20 protein-coding genes and 1 other annotated feature are annotated in these 24631 nt (G+C 43.6%); of the genes, 4 read left to right on the forward strand and 16 right to left on the reverse strand.

Going from position 1 to position 24631, the window contains the following annotated elements; genetic code table 11:
- Positions 1-254 precede the first annotated feature (254 nt).
- The 4 genes from T546_RS0105785 to coaBC form a co-directional block, all read right to left on the reverse strand.
- A complete protein-coding gene (locus T546_RS0105785) occupies positions 255-1658 on the reverse strand; it encodes a Sapep family Mn(2+)-dependent dipeptidase (protein ID WP_026890802.1) in 1404 nt (467 codons plus the stop codon).
- A 16-nt stretch (positions 1659-1674) separates the two neighbouring features.
- Positions 1675-2127, reverse strand: coding sequence for a GatB/YqeY domain-containing protein (locus tag T546_RS0105790; RefSeq protein ID WP_026890803.1), 453 nt, complete (start codon positions 2125-2127; stop codon positions 1675-1677).
- Positions 2128-2150: 23 nt separating this feature from the next.
- Positions 2151-3740, reverse strand: coding sequence for a peptide chain release factor 3 (locus T546_RS0105795; protein WP_026890804.1), 1590 nt, complete (start codon positions 3738-3740; stop codon positions 2151-2153).
- A 95-nt stretch (positions 3741-3835) separates the two neighbouring features.
- Positions 3836-5023, reverse strand: a complete 1188-nt coding sequence (coaBC, locus tag T546_RS0105800) for a bifunctional phosphopantothenoylcysteine decarboxylase/phosphopantothenate--cysteine ligase CoaBC (RefSeq protein ID WP_026890805.1) — start codon at positions 5021-5023, stop codon at positions 3836-3838.
- Between the two features lie 84 nt (positions 5024-5107).
- On the opposite strand from coaBC, the gene T546_RS0105805 reads away from it, so the two are divergent.
- Together T546_RS0105805 and sigG are read left to right on the forward strand one after the other, a co-directional pair.
- Positions 5108-5884, forward strand: coding sequence for a type III pantothenate kinase (locus T546_RS0105805; protein ID WP_026890806.1), 777 nt, complete (start codon positions 5108-5110; stop codon positions 5882-5884).
- Between the two features lie 99 nt (positions 5885-5983).
- Entirely contained in the window at positions 5984-6760 is a 777-nt protein-coding gene (sigG, locus tag T546_RS0105810; protein WP_024836213.1) for an RNA polymerase sporulation sigma factor SigG, read from the forward strand.
- Positions 6761-6816: 56 nt separating this feature from the next.
- Here the strand turns inward: sigG and T546_RS0105815 are convergent, their stop codons facing one another.
- The 8 genes from T546_RS0105815 to T546_RS0105850 all read right to left on the reverse strand — a co-directional run bounded on the left by T546_RS0105815 (position 6817) and on the right by T546_RS0105850 (position 18770).
- The gene (locus tag T546_RS0105815) at positions 6817-7683 is read right to left on the reverse strand and encodes a DUF3298 and DUF4163 domain-containing protein (protein ID WP_026890807.1); all 867 of its coding nucleotides are present in this window, start codon (positions 7681-7683) and stop codon (positions 6817-6819) included.
- A gap of 16 nt (positions 7684-7699) precedes the next feature.
- Positions 7700-8179, reverse strand: a complete 480-nt coding sequence (locus T546_RS0105820) for an RNA polymerase sigma factor (RefSeq protein WP_026890808.1) — start codon at positions 8177-8179, stop codon at positions 7700-7702.
- Positions 8180-8290: 111 nt separating this feature from the next.
- Positions 8291-9031 (reverse strand): RNA polymerase sporulation sigma factor SigE, encoded by a 741-nt coding sequence (gene sigE, locus T546_RS0105825; RefSeq protein WP_026890809.1) that lies wholly within the window; start codon positions 9029-9031, stop codon positions 8291-8293.
- Between the two features lie 29 nt (positions 9032-9060).
- Positions 9061-9948 carry a sigma-E processing peptidase SpoIIGA gene (locus tag T546_RS0105830; RefSeq protein ID WP_242842189.1) on the reverse strand — a complete coding sequence of 296 codons (888 nt, stop codon included), beginning with the start codon at positions 9946-9948 and terminating at the stop codon, positions 9061-9063.
- A gap of 226 nt (positions 9949-10174) precedes the next feature.
- The gene (locus T546_RS0105835) at positions 10175-12814 is read right to left on the reverse strand and encodes a valine--tRNA ligase (RefSeq protein ID WP_026890811.1); all 2640 of its coding nucleotides are present in this window, start codon (positions 12812-12814) and stop codon (positions 10175-10177) included.
- A 64-nt stretch (positions 12815-12878) separates the two neighbouring features.
- Positions 12879-13095: a binding site (T-box leader), on the reverse strand.
- Between the two features lie 49 nt (positions 13096-13144).
- The gene (locus T546_RS0105840) at positions 13145-13960 is read right to left on the reverse strand and encodes a hypothetical protein (RefSeq protein WP_026890812.1); all 816 of its coding nucleotides are present in this window, start codon (positions 13958-13960) and stop codon (positions 13145-13147) included.
- Entirely contained in the window at positions 13957-15180 is a 1224-nt protein-coding gene (locus T546_RS0105845) for a DUF5716 family protein (RefSeq protein WP_026890813.1), read from the reverse strand. The genes T546_RS0105840 and T546_RS0105845 overlap by 4 nt, the downstream gene beginning before the upstream one ends.
- A 17-nt stretch (positions 15181-15197) precedes the next feature.
- Positions 15198-18770 carry a DUF5717 family protein gene (locus tag T546_RS0105850; protein ID WP_026890814.1) on the reverse strand — a complete coding sequence of 1191 codons (3573 nt, stop codon included), beginning with the start codon at positions 18768-18770 and terminating at the stop codon, positions 15198-15200.
- A gap of 143 nt (positions 18771-18913) precedes the next feature.
- On the opposite strand from T546_RS0105850, the gene T546_RS0105855 reads away from it, so the two are divergent.
- A complete protein-coding gene (locus T546_RS0105855; protein ID WP_026890815.1) occupies positions 18914-20071 on the forward strand; it encodes an NAD(P)-dependent malic enzyme in 1158 nt (385 codons plus the stop codon).
- A 75-nt stretch (positions 20072-20146) separates the two neighbouring features.
- Complete coding sequence (locus tag T546_RS0105860) at positions 20147-20671, forward strand: DUF4364 family protein (RefSeq protein WP_024836223.1); 525 nt, start codon at positions 20147-20149, stop codon at positions 20669-20671.
- A gap of 352 nt (positions 20672-21023) precedes the next feature.
- On the opposite strand, the gene T546_RS0105870 is transcribed toward T546_RS0105860, so the two are convergent.
- The 4 genes from T546_RS0105870 to T546_RS0105885 form a co-directional block, all read right to left on the reverse strand.
- On the reverse strand, positions 21024-21989 hold the full coding sequence (locus tag T546_RS0105870; protein WP_026890816.1) for a D-2-hydroxyacid dehydrogenase: 966 nt from the start codon (positions 21987-21989) through the stop codon (positions 21024-21026).
- A gap of 88 nt (positions 21990-22077) precedes the next feature.
- Positions 22078-22821 carry an amino acid ABC transporter ATP-binding protein gene (locus tag T546_RS0105875; protein WP_026890817.1) on the reverse strand — a complete coding sequence of 248 codons (744 nt, stop codon included), beginning with the start codon at positions 22819-22821 and terminating at the stop codon, positions 22078-22080.
- Entirely contained in the window at positions 22822-23622 is an 801-nt protein-coding gene (locus tag T546_RS0105880; RefSeq protein WP_026890818.1) for an amino acid ABC transporter permease, read from the reverse strand.
- 104 nt (positions 23623-23726) lie between these two features.
- Positions 23727-24602, reverse strand: a complete 876-nt coding sequence (locus T546_RS0105885; protein ID WP_026890819.1) for a transporter substrate-binding domain-containing protein — start codon at positions 24600-24602, stop codon at positions 23727-23729.
- Between the last annotated feature and the right edge of the window lie 29 nt (positions 24603-24631).

Here is a 24631-nt window from a genome sequence, read left to right on the forward strand (position 1 = left end):
CTTGCGAATTCAATCACAATCCATACAAATGAAAATCATTATCGGTTTTTTACGCACTCTGACATACAACACATCATCATACACATGTCGTTCTTCCGATCCATATTCATCTGCATAGCTTCTGAATGATTCATGGCAGCTACTCCTTCCCTGATTCCTATAGTAAAAGTAGGAATTACTTCTGAGGCGTATTTTACGCTTTCTTTTGGTATTTGTCAATACTATTTTTGAAATATTGGCAAAAGTACCTTATATTAGGAGCAAAGATCTACAATTACCTGTGCGAATATTTTGGCGCTTACTACAAGCTCCTCCACAACGGCAAATTCATCTGCTCCGTGCATACGGTTGTCTGTTTCCGGCATGGAAGCACCGAATGCCACTCCATTTTTCAGATCATGGACATAAGTACCGCCGCCCATGGAGATGCATTCCCCTTTTCTGCCGGTGTAAGTTTCGTAAATCTGTAACAGTGTTTTTACAAACTCTGAGTTTCCGTCCACATGGTGAGGAGGTCTCATGGAGTCATTATGAAGAGTAAAGCCCTTATCTTCCATATTCTTCTTTACTACCTGAAGAACATTTTCTTCGTTGGAACAGATGGGGCAACGGCTGTCAAAGGTTCCTTCCAGTCCGGTGTCTGTTACTTTTAATAAGCTGAATGCCAGAGTTAAATCACCAGAGATTTCATCTCCCATAGCGATTCCAAGTGATTTTCCACTGGTATCTCCATGAGGAATCAAATCATGAAGCCTGCGAAGCATGGTAACCTGCGGGCATTCTGCAAGGGGAAGCTTTAACAGGTAATAGAGAAGTCCGGTCAAAGCGTTGTTACCCTCTTCTGGAGTAGATGCATGAGCGCCTTCCCCGATAGCGGTTATGATACCCTGGTCTCCTATCATCTCTATCTCATAACGAATTCCTGTCGTTACCTGAGTTTCATCCGCAACTTTCTTTAACAGTGCTTCTTCCACTCCAGCAACAGTAGCAGATACCTTACCGGGAACCACATTGACTTTAAGTCCTGCTTCCAGCTTTACGATCTTAGGAAGTTGACCTGATGCCTCCCATTCTGCCGTAAAGTGACCAGCCAGACCGCCTTTTTCTGTATTCACCACTGGGAAAGCCCCATCTGGTGAAAATGTCATAGGCGCTTCTTTTTCCACAGAATAATAGTGGGCAATATCGGAGCTTCCGCATTCTTCGTCTGTACCAAGAATCAAACGTACATTTTTACTGAGAGGAATGTTTAAATCCTTTACCGCTCTAAGGGCATAAAGTGCAGCTACTGCAGGTCCCTTATCATCAGAGGAACCACGGCCAAAAAGCTTTCCATTCTTGACGATGGGATTAAATGGCTCTGTTTCCTTCCAGCCTTCTCCGGCCGGAACTACATCAAGATGAGCCAGGATATCAAGCTGAGTCTCTTTGTCGTTTATATCCACAGTCCCAACATAATTGTCGTAGTTATTAATGGAAAAGCCGTAAGATTCTGCTATGGTCAAAGCTTCTGTCAGGGCTTCAAATGCTCCCGGGCCAAAGGGCATTCCTTCTTTATAAGGCATCTTTTCGCTGTTGATCCGGCACAGGGTGCAGATATCGTCAAGCATTTCCTGCTTATGGGCCTCTATATATTCTTCGATTTCCTTCTTATACATAAAAACACCCCTTTTCTTATTTCATCATTGCTGCCAGAACTTCATTTACTACCTTGCCGTCAGCCTTTCCTTTTACCTTTGGCATCAGGACTTTCATGATCTTACCCTTATCCGCTGGTGACGGAGTTTCAATGCTAAGCTCAGCAAGAACAGAAAGAACGATCTCTTTGATCTGATCTTCTCCCATATCCTCTGGAGCAAATTCTTTAAATATGGAGATACGAATGGCAGCTTCTTCTCTGATGTCATCTCTGTCAGCAGGTGCCAGCTCATAGGTTTCCTGGGTCTGCTTGATTTCCTTTTTCACAACTGCATTTGCCTCTTCTTCTGTGATAGGGGAATGATCCTTTTTATCAATCTCAAAATTTTTCAGTGCTGATAAAAGCATGGATAAAGAATCTTTTCTCGCCTTATCTTTTGCCTTCATCGCCTCAACCATGGCTGCTCTTACTTCATCAATCTTACTCATCGTACTTCCTCCTTAAAAATTTATTAATTATGGCCAAACTCAGAAAGCTTAAGTTCTGGGTTACGTTCCAGTACCATTCCAATACTCCAGCTGTTTACAAATAGAAGCAGTGGATTGTCTTTTAAATCCTTGATCCGTTTCATATCGGATGTGCCCTGTATCTTAGCCACATCGATTTCATTTTTATTCTCGATCCAACGGATATATTCATAGGGAAGCTTCTCAAGCCTTACTTCCACGTTGTATTCATTTTCCAGACGGTAGGTTAGCACCTCGAACTGCAGTTCTCCTACTACACCTACAATGATCTCTTCCATACCTGTGTTAAACTCCTGGAAGATCTGAATGGCACCTTCCTGAGCGATCTGGTTTACACCTTTGATGAACTGTTTTCGTTTCATGGTATCCATCTGGCGCACTCTGGCAAAATGCTCCGGGGCAAAGGTAGGGATTCCTTCGTATTCAAACTTTTGACCGGATTTGCAAAGAGTATCTCCAATGGAGAAAATACCGGGGTCAAAGACACCGATAATATCGCCTGCATACGCCTCTTCCACGATTTTTCTGTCCTGGGCCATCATCTGCTGTGGCTGGGACAGACGAAGTTTTTTATTGCCCTGGACATGATTCACTTCCATACCGGCATCAAATTTGCCGGAAACGATTCTCATAAAAGCAATACGGTCCCGGTGGGCTTTGTTCATATTGGCCTGAATCTTGAAAACAAAAGCGGAGAAATCCTCTTCAAAGGGATCTACAACTCCAGTAGTCGTAAGCCTTGGAAGAGGAGAAGTTGTCATCTGAAGGAAATGCTGTAAAAATGTCTCAACACCAAAGTTTGTAAGAGCGGAACCAAAGAATACCGGAGATAAATCACCTCTGCTTACCCGATCCATATCAAGCTCGTCACTGGCACCGTCTAACAGTTCGATTTCATCCATGAGCTGACGGTGGAAGGATTCACCAATCAAAGCATCCACTCGCTCATCTCCTAAGGTGACCTCTGTGGATTCCACTTCTTTCTGTCCATTCATGGTTGCCTTAAAAGTAGTGATGGTTTCTTTGTAACGGTCATAAACGCCTTTAAAATCTCTTCCACATCCAATGGGCCAGTTGACCGGACAGGTACGGATACCAAGTACGTTTTCAATTTCGTCCATAAGCTCAAAGGGATCTCTTGCTTCCCGGTCCATCTTGTTTACAAAGGTAAAAATAGGGATATGTCTCATGACACAAACCTTAAATAGCTTTATAGTCTGTGCCTCAACACCCTTGGAACCGTCAATGACCATGACCGCAGAGTCAGCCGCCATTAGAGTACGGTAGGTATCCTCTGAGAAATCCTGGTGGCCAGGCGTGTCCAGAATGTTGATGCAGAATCCGTCGTAATTAAACTGCAGCACGGAAGAGGTGACGGAAATACCTCTCTCTTTTTCGATCTCCATCCAGTCAGAGACTGCATGTTTTGCGCCCTTTCTTCCTTTCACGGTACCAGCAAGATTAATCGCACCTCCATAGAGCAAAAACTTCTCTGTCAGTGTGGTCTTACCAGCATCCGGGTGGGAAATAATGGCAAATGTTCTTCTCTTTTTTATTTCTTCCGCTATATTCACAAAAATAGTTCCTCCAATTATACGTCTAAGTCTTGTCTATTGTAGTATGATTCCAGTCATAAGTCAAGATTCACTCTTATAGAAGAAACCTTATTTTAACGGCAGAATATCTCATCCAGAACGCGGTGGGCCACCTCTTCCTTGGTCATCATCTCTAACTCCTGGTCACCATCCCTGGTGATCAGGGTCACGATATTCGTATCGGTGCCAAATCCAGCTCCTGCCATTTTTAAATTATTGGCTACAATCATATCAATGTTTTTCTTTTCAAGCTTTTTCCTGGAATTCTCCAGCATATTCTGAGTTTCCATGGAAAAACCACAGAGGAACTGGCCTTCCCTTCGGTGCTGTCCGAGCCACAATAGGATGTCATCCGTCCGTTCCAGTTCAACAGCCATATCTCCATCTGTCTTTTTCGTCTTTTCCGTTCCTACCGTTTTTGGCCGGTAATCTGCTACCGCTGCTGCCTTTATGATGGCATCCTGCACCATATGGCAGTCTTTTACGGCATCAAACATATCTTTTGCACTTTCCACTTCAATCACCTTTGCAAAGGGTGGTTTTTTCGTCTCTGTTTTACCAGTGACCAAAGTCACCTCAGCACCTCTTAAATATGCTGCCTTAGCTACCGCATAGCCCATCTTACCAGAGGAATGGTTGGAGATAAACCGAACCGGATCAATGGCCTCAATGGTAGGTCCTGCGGTAACCAGAATCTTCTTTCCGGATAAATCTTTGTTACAGGCAACTTCCTTTTCAATATAGTCATAAAGCACCTCCGGTTCCGGCATCTTTCCGGCTCCCGTATCTCCGCAGGCTAAGTAGCCTACCGCTGGATTAATAATTTCCATGCCGTAGGAAGCACAGAGCTTTAGGTTGTCCTGTAGGATGGGATTTTCAAACATGTTGGTGTTCATGGCTGGTGCAATAATTTTTTTACACTTACATGCAAGGAGTGTGGTGGTAAGCATATCATCGGCCATACCATGAGCAATTTTTGAAATCACATTGGCACTGGCAGGTGCCACCATGACTACATCCGCAAGCTTTGCCAGGGACACGTGCTCCACACTATACTGAAAATTCCGGTCAAAGGTATCTACCAGGCATTTGTTGCCTGTTAAAGTTTCAAAGGTTATGGGGTTTATAAAATTCGTTGCATTCTGGGACATCATGACGTGAACGTTGCAGCCCTGTTTCATCAGCATACTGGCAAGTGATGCAATTTTATAGGCTGCGATGCTTCCTGTTACTCCCAGTATGATATTTTTTCCTTTTAGCATAAGCGCCTCCCGTTGTGTTTCGACTTAAAATGTGATACTCTACAGTATAGCATAAGAAAAAAAAGTTGGAAAGGAGTTCCCTCTATGATTTTAGCCATTGATTTGGGAAACAGCAATATCGTCATAGGAGGTATCGACAATACCAGAACTTACTTTGTAGAACGTGTCACTACCAATCATGGAAAAACTGAGTTAGAATATGCAGTTAATATAAAAGATATTATGGAAATTCACAACTACTCTCTTTCTGAGATAGAAGGTGCCATTGTTTCCTCCGTCGTGCCGCCTCTTACTGAAGTGGTGATTACTGCAGTCAAAAAGATAACCGGAAAAACACCGCTCTTAGTTGGTCCTGGAATGAAGACCGGGCTTAATATAAAAATGGACAATCCAAAAACCGTAGGCAGTGATTTAATCGTTGATGCAGTTGCTGCACTAAAAGATTACCCATCTCCTATTATTATTATCGATATGGGCACTGCAACCACCATGTCAGTCATTGACCAGGCAGGCAATTATACCGGCGGCATTATTTTTCCAGGACTTCGGGTCTCTCTGGATTCCTTAAGCAGCCGGGCTGCCCAGCTTCCATACATCGGCCTGAATAACCCTACCAAGATTATCGGTAAGAACACCATTGACTGTATGAGAAATGGGATTCTTTACGGCAATGCTGCCATGATCGATGGAGTCATTGATCGTATGGAGGAAGAATTAAAAGCATCTGCCAGTATCGTTGCCACCGGCGGCCTTGCAGCTGCAGTGGTTCCTTTATGCCGTCATGAAATTCATTATGATGACGCACTTTTATTAAAAGGATTATTGATCCTTTATGAAAAAAATAATCAGGAAACGCTATGACCAAAAACTGGAAATAAAAATTAATCCGGCAGTCGTATAAAAGCCCTCGAATGAGTACATCATTTCTTTAGAGAATAAAGATGATGCGGAGGGAAAGATATGTCTGGATATAAAGTAGAAATTTGCGGCGTCAATACTTCCAAACTGCCTCTTCTCACCAACGAGGAGAAGGAAGTTCTGTTCAAGCGTATACTTGAGGGGGATAAAAAAGCCCGGGAAGATTACATCAAAGGAAACTTAAGACTGGTTCTCAGTGTCATACAGCGATTTTCCGGCAGCAGCGAAAATGTGGACGATTTGTTCCAGATTGGCTGCATCGGCCTGATTAAAGCCATCGACAATTTTGATATTACTCAGAATGTCCGGTTTTCCACTTATGCCGTTCCCATGATTCTTGGGGAAGTGCGGCGTTATCTTCGAGATAATAACTCGATCCGTGTCAGCCGTTCTCTGCGTGATACCGCTTATAAAGCAATTTATGCAAAAGAAAACTTGATGAAAAGAAACTTAAAGGAACCCACCCTTATGGAAATCGCAGAGGAAATCGGTGTCAGCAAGGAAGATATCACCTATGCTCTCGATGCCATCCAAAGCCCTGTGAGCCTTTATGAACCTGTTTATTCTGACGGTGGGGACCCTCTTTTCGTCATGGATCAGATCAGCGATAAGAAGAATCTGGAAGAGAACTGGGTTGAGGATATCTCCTTAAACGAGGCAATGAGACGACTTCCGGAAAGAGAACGCCACATCATTGATATGAGATTTTTCGAAGGCAAGACTCAGACGGAAGTGGCAGAAGAAATTCATATCAGCCAGGCCCAGGTCAGCCGTCTGGAAAAGAATGCACTGAAAACCATGAAAAATTACCTTTCTTGATTCCTCCATAGCATAAGCCCACCTTTGAGACAAAGGCAGGCTTATCCTACATAGTATTAATATCCAGTCACTGACTTGGGTATGGTAAATTCTACGACCCCCATATATCCTGGTGCAACTTCATATTCATCAAAAACGATGACAATCTCGCCTTTCTCATTAAAGTAATAGCTTTCTTCTCCTTTTAATCCCTTAAAATCTTCGGCTGGCTCTTCTGAGTTATAATAATAGACTTTTGAATCATCGGCTGCCATTTGCTCTACCATCTGGCTTTTGATATTATCACTGATATGATCTAAAATCTTGTTATCTCCGCGAAATAAATGATTTAAGGAAACCACTTCTCCAGTCCCTTTGTCAATGGTAAAGATTTTTACGTATTCTGCTCCACTTGCCATAATAACCGTGGTGTTAATTCTCAGGCTTAGATATTTGCTGTTATCCGTTACTACCTCATATCCGGAAGTCACAGAATAATGACCATTTCCCGCAATATCCTGGGTGACCTGGGTTTCATATTCTTTAATCAACTGATTCGCATAGTCTTCTATGGAACGGTTTACCCCGGTATTATCTTTTTCATTGATAGAAACCTTGGGTATATCAATTTGGGCTTCGTAATTATTCTGGCTGTCCGAAAAGGTGCGGAAGGTTACAACTTTGGCTATGGCTGAGATGACAGGGATATTTTCCATTGCGTTGGCGGTAACAGGGCTGGCGTTAGCCATAATAGCAATAATAGAAACTGCGGCGGCGGCGGATAGAGCTGATCTTTTTGTTATTTTCATCATAATCGTATTCCTCTTTTCTTTTTTTCCTTTTTGTATTCCTTCCAAAACAGCTTTACGTGCCTGATCTGGTACAGGAATTTGATGATAGCTGTCTTTTAGATTCAATAATGTATCTTTATCCTTATGTTCCATTGTAACGGCTCCTCTCTTAAACCATTTCCGGTTCCAGTATTCCCTTAAGCTTCTTTAGGGCACGATATAGCCGGCTCTTTACCGTACTTATGTTCATATCAAGTGCCTCTGAGATTTCTTCCAGTTTCCAGTCCTCTAAGTATTTTAAGATGACCAGTGCACGGTCCTTATCCTCCAGCACATCTAAAATTTCAAGTGGATCCTCTTCTTTGTACTGGTCTTCATGAACGATTTCTATGTCCTCAAAGCTTACTGTTTCCCGTTTCCTTTTTCTTAAGGTGTCAATGGCCGTATTGATGACAATCCGATAGATCCAGGTAGATAAATAATCCCTTTCTTTTAGTTTGTCTAAATCCTTAATCACCCGGCAGGCACTCTCCTGAACAATATCCAGGGCATCCTGTTCATTCTTTGCATAGCTGTATGCAAGCCGGTAATACTTATCATAATTGTCAATAAGCATTCTCTCTGCTTCGTCTTCCATCTTTTGTTTCATTTTTCCCTCCTATATAAGGTTCTATCTATTAGACGATATTCTCATAAAAAAGTTTCAATCCACACAAAAATAGGAAAGACTCCTATGAGCCTTTCCCACTATATTATATCATTATTCAAAACGAACAATCTCTTTTTTCAGTCGTTTCATGATTTTTTTCTCCAGCCTGGAGATATAAGACTGGGAAATGCCAAGGAGATCTGCGACCTCTTTCTGGGTCATCTCTTCCCCTTCATCGTCCGTCAGACCAAAGCGGAGTTCTACAATCTTACGCTCCCTTGGACTGAGACGGCTGATGGCAGTATTTAAGAGATTACGCTCTACCTCTGTTTCCAGATCCTTATAAATTACATCCTCTTCTGTTCCCAGGATATCTGATAAGAGCAGCTCATTGCCGTCCCAATCCACATTCAGAGGCTCATCTATGGACACTTCCATCTTTGTTTTATTATTCCGGCGCAGATACATTAGTATTTCATTTTCAATACATCGGGATGCATAAGTTGCAAGTTTAATATTCTTTAACGGATTAAAGGTATTAATCGCCTTAATGAGTCCAATGGTCCCTATGGAAATCAGATCCTCCACACCGACGCTGGTGTTATCAAACTTCTTCGCTATGTATACAACAAGCCGGAGATTGTGCTCGATCAATTCAGATTTTGCCCTCTGGTCATCGTCTCCGCCAAGGAGCCCAATAACTTGTGCCTCCTTTTCATTGTCTAGCGGCGGAGGCAGGATATCTGCTCCTCCGATGTAATGGATCTCCCCCTGAGACGGCATCATAAGCGTCCTGAACGTTGGAATTGCCTTGAACTGGAAACGATTTGGTACAGAAACTTTTATAATCATGTCGATACTCTCTCCTTTACATCAAACATTTACTCTTCGTGCAGCAGCATCTGATATTCACCGTTAACGGATAATGTCTTTTTACAGACAGCTATCAAAGGCTTTTCAATTACTTTTACTTCATCTCCCTGACGTACCTCCATCTCGTCTAAAAAAATCCCGGGCATTACTCCACTGCTTTTCCCCACACTTCCAAAGGGGATATAAATAACCTCTGATACGGTCTCGCAGATCTCCCGTACAGCCTCATAAGTCACAACATGGACAGGCCTGCGGCTTACTGGTTCATAGAGTCGGTTACCCGTGTCAAGAAGAGCCATCACCTTTTTTTCCTTTCCCCGATAACGCATGGTGACTTCAAAAAAATTGCTCTTACCTTTCCATATGGCGGGAATCCTCCAAAGAAAATACCGAATGCCAAAATAAGCGCCTGCTGCAAGAAAAATTAACCGGTAAAGAGGCATGGCAGCTCTGCCATTTCCTCTAAGAATCTGTTCTATATAATAACCGGCCTTCGTATGTTGATATAGGGCATACATAATACCGGCTGTCAATGCCGTTGCCAGGTAAAGCGCTGCCACTGCCTTAACTATTTCCTTTGGTTTTTTTATACAAAAGGCTGTCATCACCATCAGAGTGCTTATCACAAGATAGGTGATTCCCATTAAAAGCCATGGGGGCAACAAGGAAAATGCGGCGGCAAATACAGCCCAGGAAGCTCCTAACCCTGCCCCAAGAATCATTCTCCACCAGATCAAACGATATTTGAGACCTCGTCTCACGATGGATAATACAAGCAAATCCATGGTAAAATTAATAAAGAACAACACGTCTATGTACAGGTTTATTTCCGTTGCTGCATTCACCTCCTGCCCTGTACGAACATTATAGCCAGTATACCTTTCAGAATTTGTCAAAACCAAGGGAATAATTCCACTTTTTCATCGTCTTTTTCCATCCCGCTACGGCATTTGCTGACATATTTTTACACCAAAAACTTGTCTTAGAAGTCAATCCAGTGCTTCTGTGCTCTCCCCTCCACTCCCACTTTCCCACCACAAAAAAACAGCCGGACACGGCCCTATGGCCATGTTCGACTGTTTTTACCAAACTATTTTTAATTGTCGATTATTTTATAACGGTTTAAGAAAGCTGATCAAGTCTTTCCTTAACCTGTAGAAGCATCTGGGTATATTTTTGAAGCTTTGCCTTTTCTTCTTCGATCTTTTCTTCCGGCGCCTTGCTTACGAACCTTTCGTTGTTCAGCATTCCGTTTACACGGGCAAGCTCTTTCTCCAAACGTTCTTCCTCTTTCTTCAGACGCTCAATCTCTTTCTCAATGTCTACCAGCTCTGCAAACGGCATATAGATTACCGCCTGATGGATAACTGCGGATACTGCATCGTCAGAAATACCGTTCTTATCCTTTTGGAGACAAACCTCACTTGCATATCCAAGGGTAGCAAAAAATACTTTGCTCTGCTCAAAGATAGTAAGGATTTCCTGGTTTTCAGAAACAACGTAAACCTTAGCCTTTTTGCTTGGCGGAACATTCATAGAGGTACGCACATTACGGATTCCTCTAACAGCTTCCTTAATGGTCTCTACTGCGTGCTCCTCTGAGGCAAAATTCCAGGAATCTTTAAATACCGGCCACTGAGAAATCATGATAGACTCCTCCTCATCCTGAAGATTACAGAAAATCTCCTCGGTAAGGAATGGCATATATGGGTGAAGAAGCTTTAAGGACTGAATGAGTACTGTCTTTAATGTCCAGATGGCCGCCGCCTTTGTGGTGTCTTCATCGTTCCACAATCTTGGTTTTACCATCTCAATATACCAGTCACAGAATTCTTCCCAAATAAAATCATATACCTTCTGAAGGGCAATTCCAAGCTCATATTTATCCAGGTTTTCTGTTACATCTTTTGCAAGAGAGTTGACCTTAGATAAAATCCACTTATCCGCCATGGTAAGTTTGGATAACTCAGCCTCCGCATTTGGTGCCTTCTCAATATTCATCATGATGAAACGGGATGCATTCCAAACCTTATTGGCAAAGTTTCTGCTGGCTTCTACTCTCTCCCAGTAAAAACGCATATCATTTCCAGGAGCATTTCCTGTAATCAGGGTCATACGAAGCGCATCGGCGCCGTACTTATCAATGATTTCCAGAGGATCAATTCCATTGCCTAAGGATTTGCTCATCTTACGTCCTTCCGAATCTCTAACAAGGCCGTGGATCAGTACGGTGTGGAATGGAAGCTTTCCTGTCTGCTCAATGCCTGAGAATACCATACGGATTACCCAGAAGAAAATAATATCATAGCCTGTTACCAGTACGTCTGTTGGATAGAAATATTTAAGCTCTTCTGTTTCATTGGGCCAGCCCAGTGTGGAGAACGGCCATAATGCAGAGGAGAACCAGGTATCCAGGGTATCTTCATCCTGAGCAAAGTGAGTGCAGCCGCATTTGGGGCAAACATCCGGGGCTTCCTTCCCCACGATAATTTCCTTGCACTCATCGCAGTAGTAAGCCGGAATCCGGTGTCCCCACCAAAGCTGTCTGGAAATACACCAGTCACGGATGTTCTCAAGCCAGTGAAGATAAGTCTTGTCAAAACGCTCTGGAACAAACTTTAAGGCACCGTTATTCAACGCTTCAATAGCTGGCTTTGCCATCTCTTCCATCTTAACGAACCACTGCTGTTTTACCAGAGGCTCTACTGTGGTACCACAGCGGTCATGGGTTCCTACTGCATGAGTATGGGGAACTACCTTTACTAATAAGCCAAGTGCTTCTAAATCCTTTACCATGGCCTTTCTTGCCTCATAGCGGTCCATGCCATGATACTTGCTTCCAGGAAGATGAATGGTTGCATCGTCATTCATTATGGTAAGCTCCGGCAGATTGTGTCTTTTTCCTACCTCAAAGTCGTTAGGGTCATGGGCCGGTGTGATTTTAACACAGCCGGTACCAAAGTCTTTATCTACATAGGAATCTGCAACAACAGGTATCTCACGGTCTGTAAGAGGAAGCTTAAGCATCTTTCCAATGAGTCCCTGATACCGCTCATCTTCCGGATTTACAGCAACAGCTGTATCTCCAAGGAGTGTCTCCGGTCTTGTGGTGGCGATCTCTACATATCTTCCCTCTTCCCCTGCAATGGGATAGTTGATATGCCAGAAGAAGCCGTTCTGGTCCTCATGCTCTACCTCAGCATCTGAAATGGAGGTCTGACACACTGGACACCAGTTAATAATTCTTGATCCTTTATAGATATACCCTTTTTTATGAAGGCGGATAAATACCTCCTGTACGGCTTCGGAGCACCCTTCATCCATGGTAAAACGTTCTCTCTCCCAGTCAGCGGAAGAGCCCATCTTATGAAGCTGGTTAATGATCTTGCTGCCGTACTCCTGTTTCCAGTCCCAGCACTTTTCTAAAAAGCCATCTCTGCCAAGATCAGCCTTATCAATTCCCTGTTTTTTTAAATTCTCAATGACCTTTACTTCCGTTGCAATGGCCGCATGGTCGGTTCCCGGCTGCCAAAGAGCCTCAAAGCCCTGCATCCTCTTATAACGGATAAGGATATCCTGCATGGTATTATCAAGTGCATGCCCCATGTGAAGCTGTCCTGTAATGTTTGGCGGCGGCATTACAATGGTAAATGGTTTTTTATCCTTATTAGGCTCTGCGTGAAAATATTTTTTATCCAGCCACTTCTGATAAAGCTTTCCTTCGATCCCTGCCGGATCATAAGTTTTTTCCAACTCTTTCATATTCTTCTCCTTTATTCTTCCATCAGTTTTTAGAACATAAGAAAAGCCCCTTGCATCCTGGGATGCAAAGGGCGAATCGTCGCGGTACCACCTTATATTATGGCACTTGGCCATATCTCTTAAGGCCTTTAACGCTGCCAGGCGTGAAGACTTACTTCTTAAATTTCAGCCTTCCGGTTCCAAAGCTACCTTCCGAACATACTTCCTTAACCGCCTTTCAGCCGATGGACGGTTTTCTCTTTCAGGGTTATGAACGTACTCCTCTTTTTCTTAACCTTTTTCTTATTGTTATCTTATACCATGTAATGATAGTGTGTTTTCCTGGTTTTGTCAAGACATAATGTTACGGTATTCCTGCTTCCATTTTTGCACAAGCTCTCCAGCTCCCTGGAAACGCTTAATAGGATCCTTTTGAAACAGCTTATCAAGCTCTAAGAGGCTGTCTGCCTGTTCTGCCTTTTCTTCTGCTTCCTTTCGGTCCTGCCCGGATTCCTGCAAAAGCTCCTCTGTAATCAGAACCTTTAACCGCTCACTGATGACAAGGCCAGGATTCCACTGGGAAAGATGGCAGATCCTTTTTAACACCTCGCTGCTCTTTACAAGATCAAAGGATTTCTGATAGGCCAGATAAGCCTTGTCCGTCATAAACAGCCTGGCATAGGATGCTCCCAGGTTATTATAAATTTTTGCCTGAAATACCTCTGATCCACGGCTTCCCTTAGGGAGATCTAAAATCTTTTGGTATTCTGCCGCTGATTTTCCATATTGCTTTCTGGAAAATAGGTAATCGGCTCTTTCTTTTAAGAATTCTGCCTCAGGCATTCTGCGGTAGGATGAGAGCTTTTGTCTAAAACGGCTTACCTCTGCCCCATTGTAATAATCGCATTCATGGAGAATGAGAGCCAGCAGCTCGTCGCCGTCTTCACCACTTTGCTGCCATTTGACCAGCTTAAGCGCAAGAAAGGCCATATCAAGATCATCCCGAATGAAATCAATCAATGCATTATCTACGAAGCCCTCCATAACAAGGAGAGGATTGTTATAAATAACATAGCAAAGCTCCTGAGAAGAATACAAGCGAACTCCCAGGCCTTCGAAATAATATGGATGTTTAACCGGCTCCTGCCGGCAAAGTATCAGACTCATAGCATGACCTCTTGTCTTATGATGGTATCCGAAGCCGGAAACAATTCCCCAAAGCCTTTGTCTTTTAATACCACTGCCATGGTTTTTTCGTCCAGAAACCCAAAGCTGATGCCAAGCCTTGTGGTTCTCCCTGGACGCTTTGGAAATCCTTCCAGATCTATTTTTATTAAACGCTTTTGTTTTGGATCCATGGGAGTTACCATAAATTCAACGTAATCCTGATTATCCACAATCAAATCTACGCTGCTCTTTGATTCATACCAGTTGTCACCTGCGGCTGCAACCACCAGCTGGCTCTCCCGTTCCTTATGAAGCACTCGCATGGAAACGGTGGAATGGAGACGTCCTTCACAAATACAGATAAATGGATATGCTGATTTTTCCTGGAGATAATCCATCCCACGTATAGCGGCTCCTCTTGCAAACAATTCCGGCTCCATAAATACCTTTCTGCGATGGCAGAGAAGTTTCATGGAGTCAGGTGCCCAGTCGTGGCGTTCAAAGCCTTTTCCGGTGAGGAACAAGGAGGAGAACAGCTTTTTCTGAAGGAGTCTGTCTGCACAGGAGCTTAAGATCTTATCCGCCAGCTTGCCGCCGGAAGGTGTATCTAAAATATCCAGGTTAAAGCTCTCTTCTAACGCTTCATCCTCTGCAATGACCATCATCTTTCGAAGCCCTCTTTGAACCTTTAATTCATGATAATGAAAGGAATCCTCGGATAAGTCAAATACTCCTACCTGATTGCTCCAGACTTCTTTTTTCTGGCTGAGAACGTAATACACGAATGCTTCCGTGTGGCTTACGATATGAATCCGTTCCCTGGGGATGCCAAGGGCGTCTCCGCAATACATGAGAGCGTCCATAATCTTCGCATCCGCCTTTTGCAGTGTGACCACAAGCTGCTTTACTTCTTCGCAGAAGAATTCCTCCATGGGAAGCTTTAATATCTTTTTTAAGAACATTGTCAGAAGGTTAAGACCTTCATATTTGATACCGCCCAAAGTGGCAGTCCCTTCTTTTCTAACCATTTTTATCAGCTTGTCTACTATGATGCCCTCACCTACAAGCGTGTAGGCGTAGGCTTCCTCTCCTACATACCAGGCATCTTCATCCTTTTTACGGCAGATTACCGTTGGAATGCACCATGACTTTTCCCTGTCATGGCAGCATATGCGGGTATAGGCATCACACAGATCAAGCCCTATTATCAGTCCGTCCATCGACAGCCCCCTTTATCTTACATCAGTGGAAATAATTCTTCTGCAGCAGCATTCTTCCTTAAATACTCCTGCATCCGTATTTTAAGCGCCGCTTCATCTCTTAAACTCAAAGACAGGCTCATTTCATTGAGACACGCAAATCTGCTGTCCATATCTTTTGAAGATTCCCCGGCATCGCAGCTTATGCTGCCTTCTTTTTTAAGAACCCAGTCTTCGTCAATCAGCTCGCTGATCCGGTATTCCATAATCTCGCCTTCAAACAGAATTTTCTGCTTTACGAACACGCCCTGATAAACCCGGGAGATATCCTCACTATGGAACTCTTCCTCATCCGGCAGAATCCTTATCTGAAGGTCAATCTTTGAATCACGGCCTGCGCAGTACTGAATCATAGCTTTATCAAGGATATCCTCAGGCATGGGAACATAGTTTGACAAGTCTTTAAAATGAGGGAAGACATATCCTTCCTCCAGTAAAAACTCCACCGTCTCCCTGCACAGTTCCTTCTGCTCATCTGAAAGCTCTGAAAGCTTGGCATAATACTTGGAGAGGGACAGTAAATAAATGGTGGGCAGACGTCCCTTTATGGAGGAGCCTTTTACCACTCCTTCCAGATAAGCCAATACCTTTTCTTCCGGTTCCTTATCCTCCATAAAGTATTCCGTACACTTTATAGTCAGATATGCCTTAACGATATTTTCACTGGTTTCCTTGCGGTTTCTATATAAATGGAAAACCTTATCCAGCTTGATCATAGCCCCGGAAAACATCATCTGGGCCGTCAGTCTTTCCTCTAAATCATAGGTTTCCACATGACCGGAAACCGATTGCATGAGAACGTGATACATCTGGTCTGACAGGCCGTTAAAATGTTCACACAGATAGTCCAAAATAACACTGTCATTTTTTCCTTCTTTAAAAACTTCATAGGCGATGGTAAGGAGCAGAGAATCCTCATCAAATAGCTTTTGGAGAATCATCTTTGTACACAGCTTATATAACTGCTCCATTCCTATGCCTTCGCAGCCAAATTCCCGGATCATATGAAATGCCTCTTCCATATAACCGTTAAGGATCAGGGTATTGCAGACTCCAATCCGCTCCTCTTTGGTAAGAACCTTTTTATCCAGAGTCAGAAGATATTTAGCTCCATCTCCGCCCTCTTCCGGAGCATCGGTCTGCTTTTGATAGAACTCAATCACCTTTGATAATAATAGCCGCTGATAATATGGACGAAGCTTCGGATCCTCTAAGGTCGCTTCTAAGATCTTAACTTCTTTTCTGTCAGTGACTCCCTTTGACAGTGCTTTTTCACACGCCCTTAAGCGAAGCATGGAATGCTCCGGAAACAGTTCAAAGCAACGCTCCTCAAGCTCCGGCCGGTCCATGACCGCGTCTTTCTTATAGGGGATATTGGCATACCGGTTTCCGTAGGCATCCTGGAATAACAGAATGCTGTGCTCTGAAAATAATGGCACATAGGCGACTCCATCATCAAGAAGGAACGCATCCTCTTCTGTCAGCTCTTCGTAGCAGACTATCACATATTTCATCTTTTTATTCTGGCATTCCACCCGGTAAGAACGTAAGATGGATGGCAGTACCATAGCCATAGGAAGATCTATGACATCCTTAAATATCATCTTTTCATAGATGGAGGCCAGACGATTGTCGATCCTGGACTCAAACAGCTGCTCGGTCGCAAACTTTTCTATGGTCCGCTCATAAGCCTGGTATAGCGGATCTGTAGGCTCCAGATATACCAGGACATTTTTATAAAGGACTGTCCTGCTGTTTAAATCCAGTTCACTTCCTCCGTAGGAAAAATATAAAAGTACTTCCTTAGGCAGAAGATAGCAATAATTCTTTGGAAGGGCATAAATATAATATTCGTAAAGCCTTGTAAGGCTGATCCCTGCTTTGATTCCTTTTTCATACCAGGCAAAGGCCTCTGCCATACGGCACTCTCCCTTAATCAGGAGTGCGCAAATAGCTTCCAGAACTTCCTTTTCCTGAAATTCCTCATAAAGCTTTATAAGCATCCGGTAATGCAGCCTGTTAAAATGCTTTGCTGAAAGAGTCAGCTTTGAAACTGCCAGAGCCAGCTTTTTATCCACCAGGCCCTTGCCCACGCAGTGATAAAGGATCTGCAGCTCCATAGGTCCCAGGGACCGGATTAAGTCTGGAGCTTCATTGAGCACCCGGCAGCCCCATAGGTAGAAAAATGGGCTTCTTACTCCCGTATCAAATTGACGTTTTAACATGGAAAACAAAGCAGGCATATTGTCAAACAGCCTGCGATCCAGCTTGATCAGCAGAAGGAACAGCCAAAATAGTTTTCTGTCTTCCTCCAGATACTTCTTCATGAGGCGGATCAGGGATTCCCTCTGATATTCATCCGGCTGAACCTGTAACCGCAGACACTGATAGTAACAGTATATTTCCCGTTTTTCCTGACGCTCATTTAAGATTACATCCCGGCACTCGTCTAGCAAAAGAGCGGCTTTTGACGGTTTCCCCTGTAACAGGCAGACCTCAGCACGAAAAAGCTTATAAAGGCTTTGCTCTCCCTTCATCAGCTCCAGCTCATCAAGGGCCTTTTCCATGTCTTCACAGAGAACATCGCCACTTCTTTGACCGCTTTCCTCCAAAAGGCGCAGCCGCAAAAATCGGCCGAAAGCCTCTTTTGCAAAGGCATCCTCCGCCGATATCCCTCCTCCGGGGTTCACAACCGCCGTTACCGGTATTATAAATTTATCTTCCATTCCGGTTATCATGATTCTGCCGGAATTCTCTCCCTGATGCATCCGTTCCGGGTGAATCAGAAACGGTACGCTGCACTGGTCGTTTTCAAAGTCAAGTTCACCAACCGTCTTTTTGGGCAGCTCTATAAAATCACAGTCCGTTGTCACGTCCAGATTCACGTAGCCCCAACCGCTCCGTGTAATGAATACCTGATCGTGTAAAACGTCCTCCAGTTCTCCAAATCTTAGCTCCTTATCATCCACCGACAGCACGACCGGCTTCTTTACCTTAAGGGCGGTCAAAAACTCTTCCAGTTCTTTTCGTCTGTCCAGTCTTCCCTTTAATCCGTCATAGATCGCCCTTATGTGGAGATCATCCATAAAAGGAGCCGTAACAAAATCCCGGTACTCGAATAAACGAAGAGCCGTGTCCATATCTTTCTTTGCAGCATCTGCAAAATCTTCTGCTGTCTTTAAATCACTGAGCGCTTTCCCTGACGTCCCCAGCTCCACACGAAAAGAATAAGGGACTTCTCTCTCGCCGCCATTGGTAACCAGGTAAAAAGATCCCTTAATGACATCCCCATCTTCCAAGAAACTTCCGTTTATCTCATAGACCAGATGGTTATATGTACCGCCAAACGCTCCGCTTAACAGCCTGACGCGGAAGTTTGAGGAATAGGCAAGCCCTTTTATGTGCAGATTATTCTCACTGGTAACGACAAGCTCCCGCCTGGTAGCTCCTCCGGAGCGCACCACATCATCAATTCCCGATGGGGTAACCTTTATCTTTGGAATTTCAGAATCAATGATGCCTTTTGCCAGCCTGTTGATTCGTTCTCTCATAGTACCACCTGTATCTTTAATTTCCTTATATTATTCGTTTGCTAAAAATTAATTACTCTATATTCTAACACATTTTCTATTGATTTAAAACCCTAAAATTGGTATGATATAATAAAAACTGTGGAAAAAAGGACAAACTGATTATGACAACCAACGAGAAAGCTTTATTGCTGCATGAAGAATGGAACGGAAAGCTGGAAATAAATTCCAAAGCAAAGGTCAAAACCAGGGAAGATCTTGCCCTTGCTTATACACCTGGAGTGGCTGAACCCTGCAAGGTCATTGCCGAGAATCCGGAAGCGGCTTATAAGTATACCATCAAATCCAATACAGTTGCTGTAGTCTCTGACGGAAGCGCTGTTCTAGGTCTTGGAAACATCGGTCCTCTGGCTGCCATGCCGGTCATGGAAGGAAAGGCCGTGCTATTTAAAGAATTTGGCGGAATCAACGCGATCCCGATCTGTCTGGATACCCAGGATACGGAAGAGATCATTAAAACCGTTGTTCATATCGCTCCTGCCTTTGGCGGAATCAACTTAGAAGACATATCTGCTCCTCGCTGCTTTGAAATTGAAGAACGGCTTAAGGAGCTTCTTACTATTCCTGTTTTTCATGATGACCAGCACGGAACAGCGATTGTGGTGTTAGCCGGAATCATCAATGCCTTAAAGGTCACCGGAAAGAAGATGGAGGAATGCCGTGTTGTGGTAAATGGAGCCGGTTCTGCCGGAATCGCCATTACAAAGCTTCTTTTGACTTATGGATTTAAAAACATTATCATGTGCGACCGTATCGGCATCCTGGCAAAAGGCATGGAAGGCCTGAACTGGATGCAGGAAAAGATGATGGAAGTTACCAACCTTACCGGTATAAAAGGTTCCCTGGCTGACGCCTTAAAAGGAGCTGATATCTTCGTAGGTGTTTCTGCTCCCGGGATTGTAACTCAGGAGATGGTATCCTCCATGAATTCTGATGCCATTCTTTTTGCCATGGCAAACCCGGTTCCAGAAATCATGCCGGATCTTGCAAAAGCAGCCGGAGCCAGAGTCGTAGGTACCGGACGGTCCGATTTCCCAAATCAGGTCAATAACGTCGTTGTTTTCCCTGGTATCTTTAAAGGTGCAATGGAGGGACGTTCCTCTTCCATTACAGAAGAGATGAAGCTGGCTGCTGCCGTTGCCATTGCTAATCTCGTAGCACCTTCAGAGTTAGATGAAAACAACATCCTTCCTGAGGCATTTGATCCCCGGGTCGCCGATGCTGTGAGCCAGGCAGTAAAGGATCATATCCGTCAGGCGTAAAACAAGAGGAATGGCTGGAAGCTTTTCGGCCATCCTTTATATTAGGGCGCAAAAAATGCGTCACTGGAGGTAACTATGCTGTCAGAACCTATGACCCTGTACAAACTAATGATTTTATATATGCTTAAACAGGTTAATTTCCCCCTGACCAGCGCACAATTGTCTAACTTTTTTCTGGAGCATGAATATACAACTTACTTTACATTGAACCAGGCGTTAAACGAACTGCTGGAGGCAAAGCTGCTTCATGTGGAGACCAATCACAACAGCAGCCGGTATGATATTACCAGAGAGGGCGAAGAGACTCTTTCCTTTTTTGGGAACAAAATATCACCTGCCATCATCAATGATATGGATGAGTATTTAAAGGACAACAAATTTCGTCTCCGCAATGAAGTTGGCGTCACAGCGGATTATTACAAATCCACGAGCCAGGATTACATTGTACACTGCGAAGTACGGGAAGGAAAAAACTGTCTGATCAGCTTAGACCTATCTGTTCCTGACAAGGACCAGGCAGAAATCATGTGTGACCACTGGAAATCAAAAAGCCAGGAAATTTATGCTTTTGCTATGAAATCTCTGATGAGCGGTTCCTGACGATCCGGAGGTCAGTAAAAGTTAAGGGGGAATTTACTTGAATAAAGCCCAAGTGAAACAAACGTGGTTTCATACCATTCATGACCATTATGAGTCTGTACGAAAGCAGCAGAATAAAAGATTGTTCCGTTTGAAAGTAAAGTTGTTTTTAACTGTCTTTCTTCCAATCTTTATTTTTGCTCTTGCAATTAAGGTGACTCGCACGTTTATACAGATTAAGGTCAGGAGTCTTTTTACTAAGACAACATGTCCTTTTAAAGATGACCACCTGCCCAAATAATATTGGAGCTTTTGTGATTCGTTCCTGAAACGTAAAAGAGGCGGCCTGAGTGTTAACACTCAGACCGCCTTTTTAATTCCCTCCATTTACGATATTTCTTTCTTCCCCTCTCAGATATGCACTGATATTCTCATAGATTTCTGACAGGCACCTTCTTCTCGCTTCTACGGTTGCCCAGCCTATATGGGGCGTAATGATCAATCTGGTACTGTCCTTAATGCTTAAAAGCGGATTATCCTTGCTCATTGGCTCTTCACTGAGAACATCGAGGCCAGCCCCGGCAATCTCCCCCTCTAACAGAGCCCAGGTAAGTGCTTCTTCATCAATAATTTTTCCTCTTCCCAGATTTAACAGCACCCCAGTTCGTTTCATCGCCTTTAGAGCCTTTTTATCCATGAGATTCCCGGTTTTCTCATTAAGAGGAGCGTGTATGGAAATGATATCAGAATCTTTCAGCAGGGTCTCAAATTCTACCCTTTCATAATTGGACTGATTGTTCATCCCTGAGGTGGAATAATAGATGATCCGGCAGCCAAAGGCCTCTGCCACCTTTGCTACTTCCCGACCGATTTCTCCAAGGCCAATGATCCCCCAGGTCTTTCCATAAAGCTCATTAAACTTTTTATCAAAACAGCTGAACACATCACTGTCTGTGTATTCCCCTGATTTTACAAAGGAGTCATAATAGGACAGCTTTTCATAGACGTAGAATAAAAGGGCGAAGGTATGCTGTACCACAGATCTTGTAGAGTAGCTTTTTACATTAGCCACAGCGATCTTCCGCTTGTTGGTATATTGAAAATCCACGTTGTTGGTTCCGGTAGCTGTCAGACAGATAAGTCTTACCTTTGTTGCATCTCGAAGCAGTTCTTCGTTCATAGTTATTTTATTAGCCACTATGATATCTGCATCCCTTACACGTGCAGAATTTTCTTCTGGATTAGAATTGTTGTATTTCACCACTTCTCCTATGGAGTAAAATGGAGCGTAATCCACATCATCACCTAAAGAATCTGTTTCCAAAAAGACTATTTTCATATATGACCTCCTTTTTGATTCATCATACCAAAAAGGAGCCTGCTCCACAACTGATTGTTCAGTTATATTGACTCAGCTCCTTCTTATGTTATCCCTGAATAAAACGGTCTAAAAACTCCTTTGTGGAATTTTTCTGGGGATTTCCAAATATATCAGATGGTTTTCCTTCTTCCTCAATGACACCGCCTGCCATGTAGACCACACGGCTGGAAACGTCTCTGGCAAAAGCCATCTCATGGGTTACGATAATCATCGTAAGCCCCTCTTTTGCAAGTGTTCTCATAACTGCCAGCACCTCACCTACCATCTGAGGATCAAGGGCTGAAGTCGGCTCATCAAACAACAGGATCTCCGGCTCCATGGCCAATGCTCTGGCTATGGCAACTCTCTGCTTCTGTCCTCCAGAAAGCTGTCTTGGCTTGGCATTGATGTAGGGAGCCATACCAACCTTCTCTAAATACATCATGGCCTTTTTTCTTGCTTCGTCTTTATCCTTTTTCAGAACCTTAATCTGGCCCACCAGACAATTCTCAAGAACTGTCATGTTGTTGAACAGATTAAAACTCTGAAATACCATACCTACCTTAGTCCGGTATGACGGAACGTTCATCTTTCTGTCCGTGATATCTACATCGTGATACAAAATCTCACCGGTAGTTGGTGTCTCTAAAAGATTGATGCAGCGAAGAAGGGTTGATTTACCGGAACCAGAAGCTCCGATAATACAGGTCACATCGCCAGCATTTACAGAAAAATCAATATCCCGCAGGACAACATTGGTTCCAAAGGTCTTACTTAAGTGATGAATTTCCAGTACTTTCTCTTCTGCCATTTATTTATCCTCCTTCTCTTTCGGATCTGGGAATTTCACCATACCGCTGGTATAAGCCAGGGTATCGGTAGTTGCCAGATCGTAGCTGTCAGGACCATCCATCTTCTTCTCCCAGTGACGCAGGATTCTGGAGCAGGTGAAGGTAAGAATAAAGTAAATGATCATGGTAATGGTAAATGCTTCAAAGTAAGTATAGTACGCTCCTGCCACGCCTTTTGTGGCATAGAATAACTCAACCACACCGATAACGGAAAGTACACAGGTATCCTTAATATTAATGATTAAGTTATTACCGATCTGAGGCATAATATTACGGAGAGCCTGTGGCATGATAACATTGACCATGGTCTGAAAATGAGTCATACCGATGGCTTTGGCGCCTTCTGTCTGGCCGGGATCAATGGAAAGAATTCCGCCTCTTACCGTTTCTGCCATATAAGCACCTGTATTGATGGATACGATGAAATATGCAGCAAATACGATGGACATATTGATCTGAAAGAGAGCCGAGGAACCATAAAAAATGAACATGGCCTGAACCATCATAGGGGTTCCCCTGAAAATCTCTACGTAAACATTCAAAATGACTTTAACTGCTTTCAGCAGAACTCGTTTTACCGGGTTATCATGCTTTGAAACAGGAATGGTCTGAACAATTCCCACTGCAAAACCAATGATACAGCCAATCAGTGTTCCTACAATGGCAATCGCCATTGTCTTACCGGCGCCGCTCAGGAAGGAGGGACCGTATTCCCGCAGAATAAACAGCATTCTGCCTAAAAAATCTGATGGTAAAGACATATTACCTTCTCCTTTTCTAACTGTCATTTAGACAGAACAAGCGGCACGAAGATAAGAACGCTCTTGTCCCGTGCCTGCAAGCCCTGATTCTTTTTTATTGCGTACTACTTTGACAATGGCTGTACGGAAATGGCCTCTTCCATCATCTTGTCAAAGTCAGCCTTTGTCATCTTAGAAAGGACTCCGTTGATGGCATCCTTTAACTCCGTATTGCCTTTCTTTAAGGAAACTCCGATGTTAATGTCTTCATCAGATACCTTGAAGTCACCGTCTGTACCGGTAAAGTCAAGAAGCTTGAAATCAGGATAAGCAATTAATGCTGCTTGTCCGGTAGGTTTGTCTGTTACTACCACATCACATCTGCCAGAGCTTAAAGCTACTAACATGGCAGGTGCGGATTCCATAGCCGGCTGGATATCTGCATTGGGGATCTGAGGAAGGCAGCTGTCATACCAGATGGTGTTTAACTGGGAAGTACCAGTTGCACCGGAAAGGTCTGCTACGCTTTTTGCATTCTCATATTTGCCGCCGCTCTTTACAAGGGCAACAATGGTCGCATAGTAATATGGATCTGTAAAATCTACTGACTGGAGGCGCTCTGCTGTAATGGACTGTCCTGCAATGACGCAGTCAACCTTGCCAGACTGAACAGCAGGAACCAAAGAATCCCAGTCCAGCTTTACGATCTCAAGGCCGTATCCAAGTTCATCAGCAATTTTTTTAGCCATCATAACATCATAGCCGTAAGCAAAATCAGAACCACCGGAAATAGGAACTGCTCCGTTGGCATCATTTGACTGGGTCCAGTTATAAGGCGCATAACTACACTCCATAGCAACTTTCAGTACTTTTTTACCATCTGCATCTTTACCAGCTGCATTGGTTCCTTTTCCAGCACCTCCGCCGCAGGCAGTAAGAGCTGCCGCTGCAAGGGAAACTGCTAAAAGAGTTGATGCGATTTTCTTTATTGTCTTTTTCATAACTGTTTTCTCCTCTTCTTGCCAAAATG

The organism is [Clostridium] aerotolerans DSM 5434 (assembly GCF_000687555.1).
Taxonomy (GTDB): Bacteria; Bacillota; Clostridia; order Lachnospirales; family Lachnospiraceae; genus Lacrimispora; species Lacrimispora aerotolerans.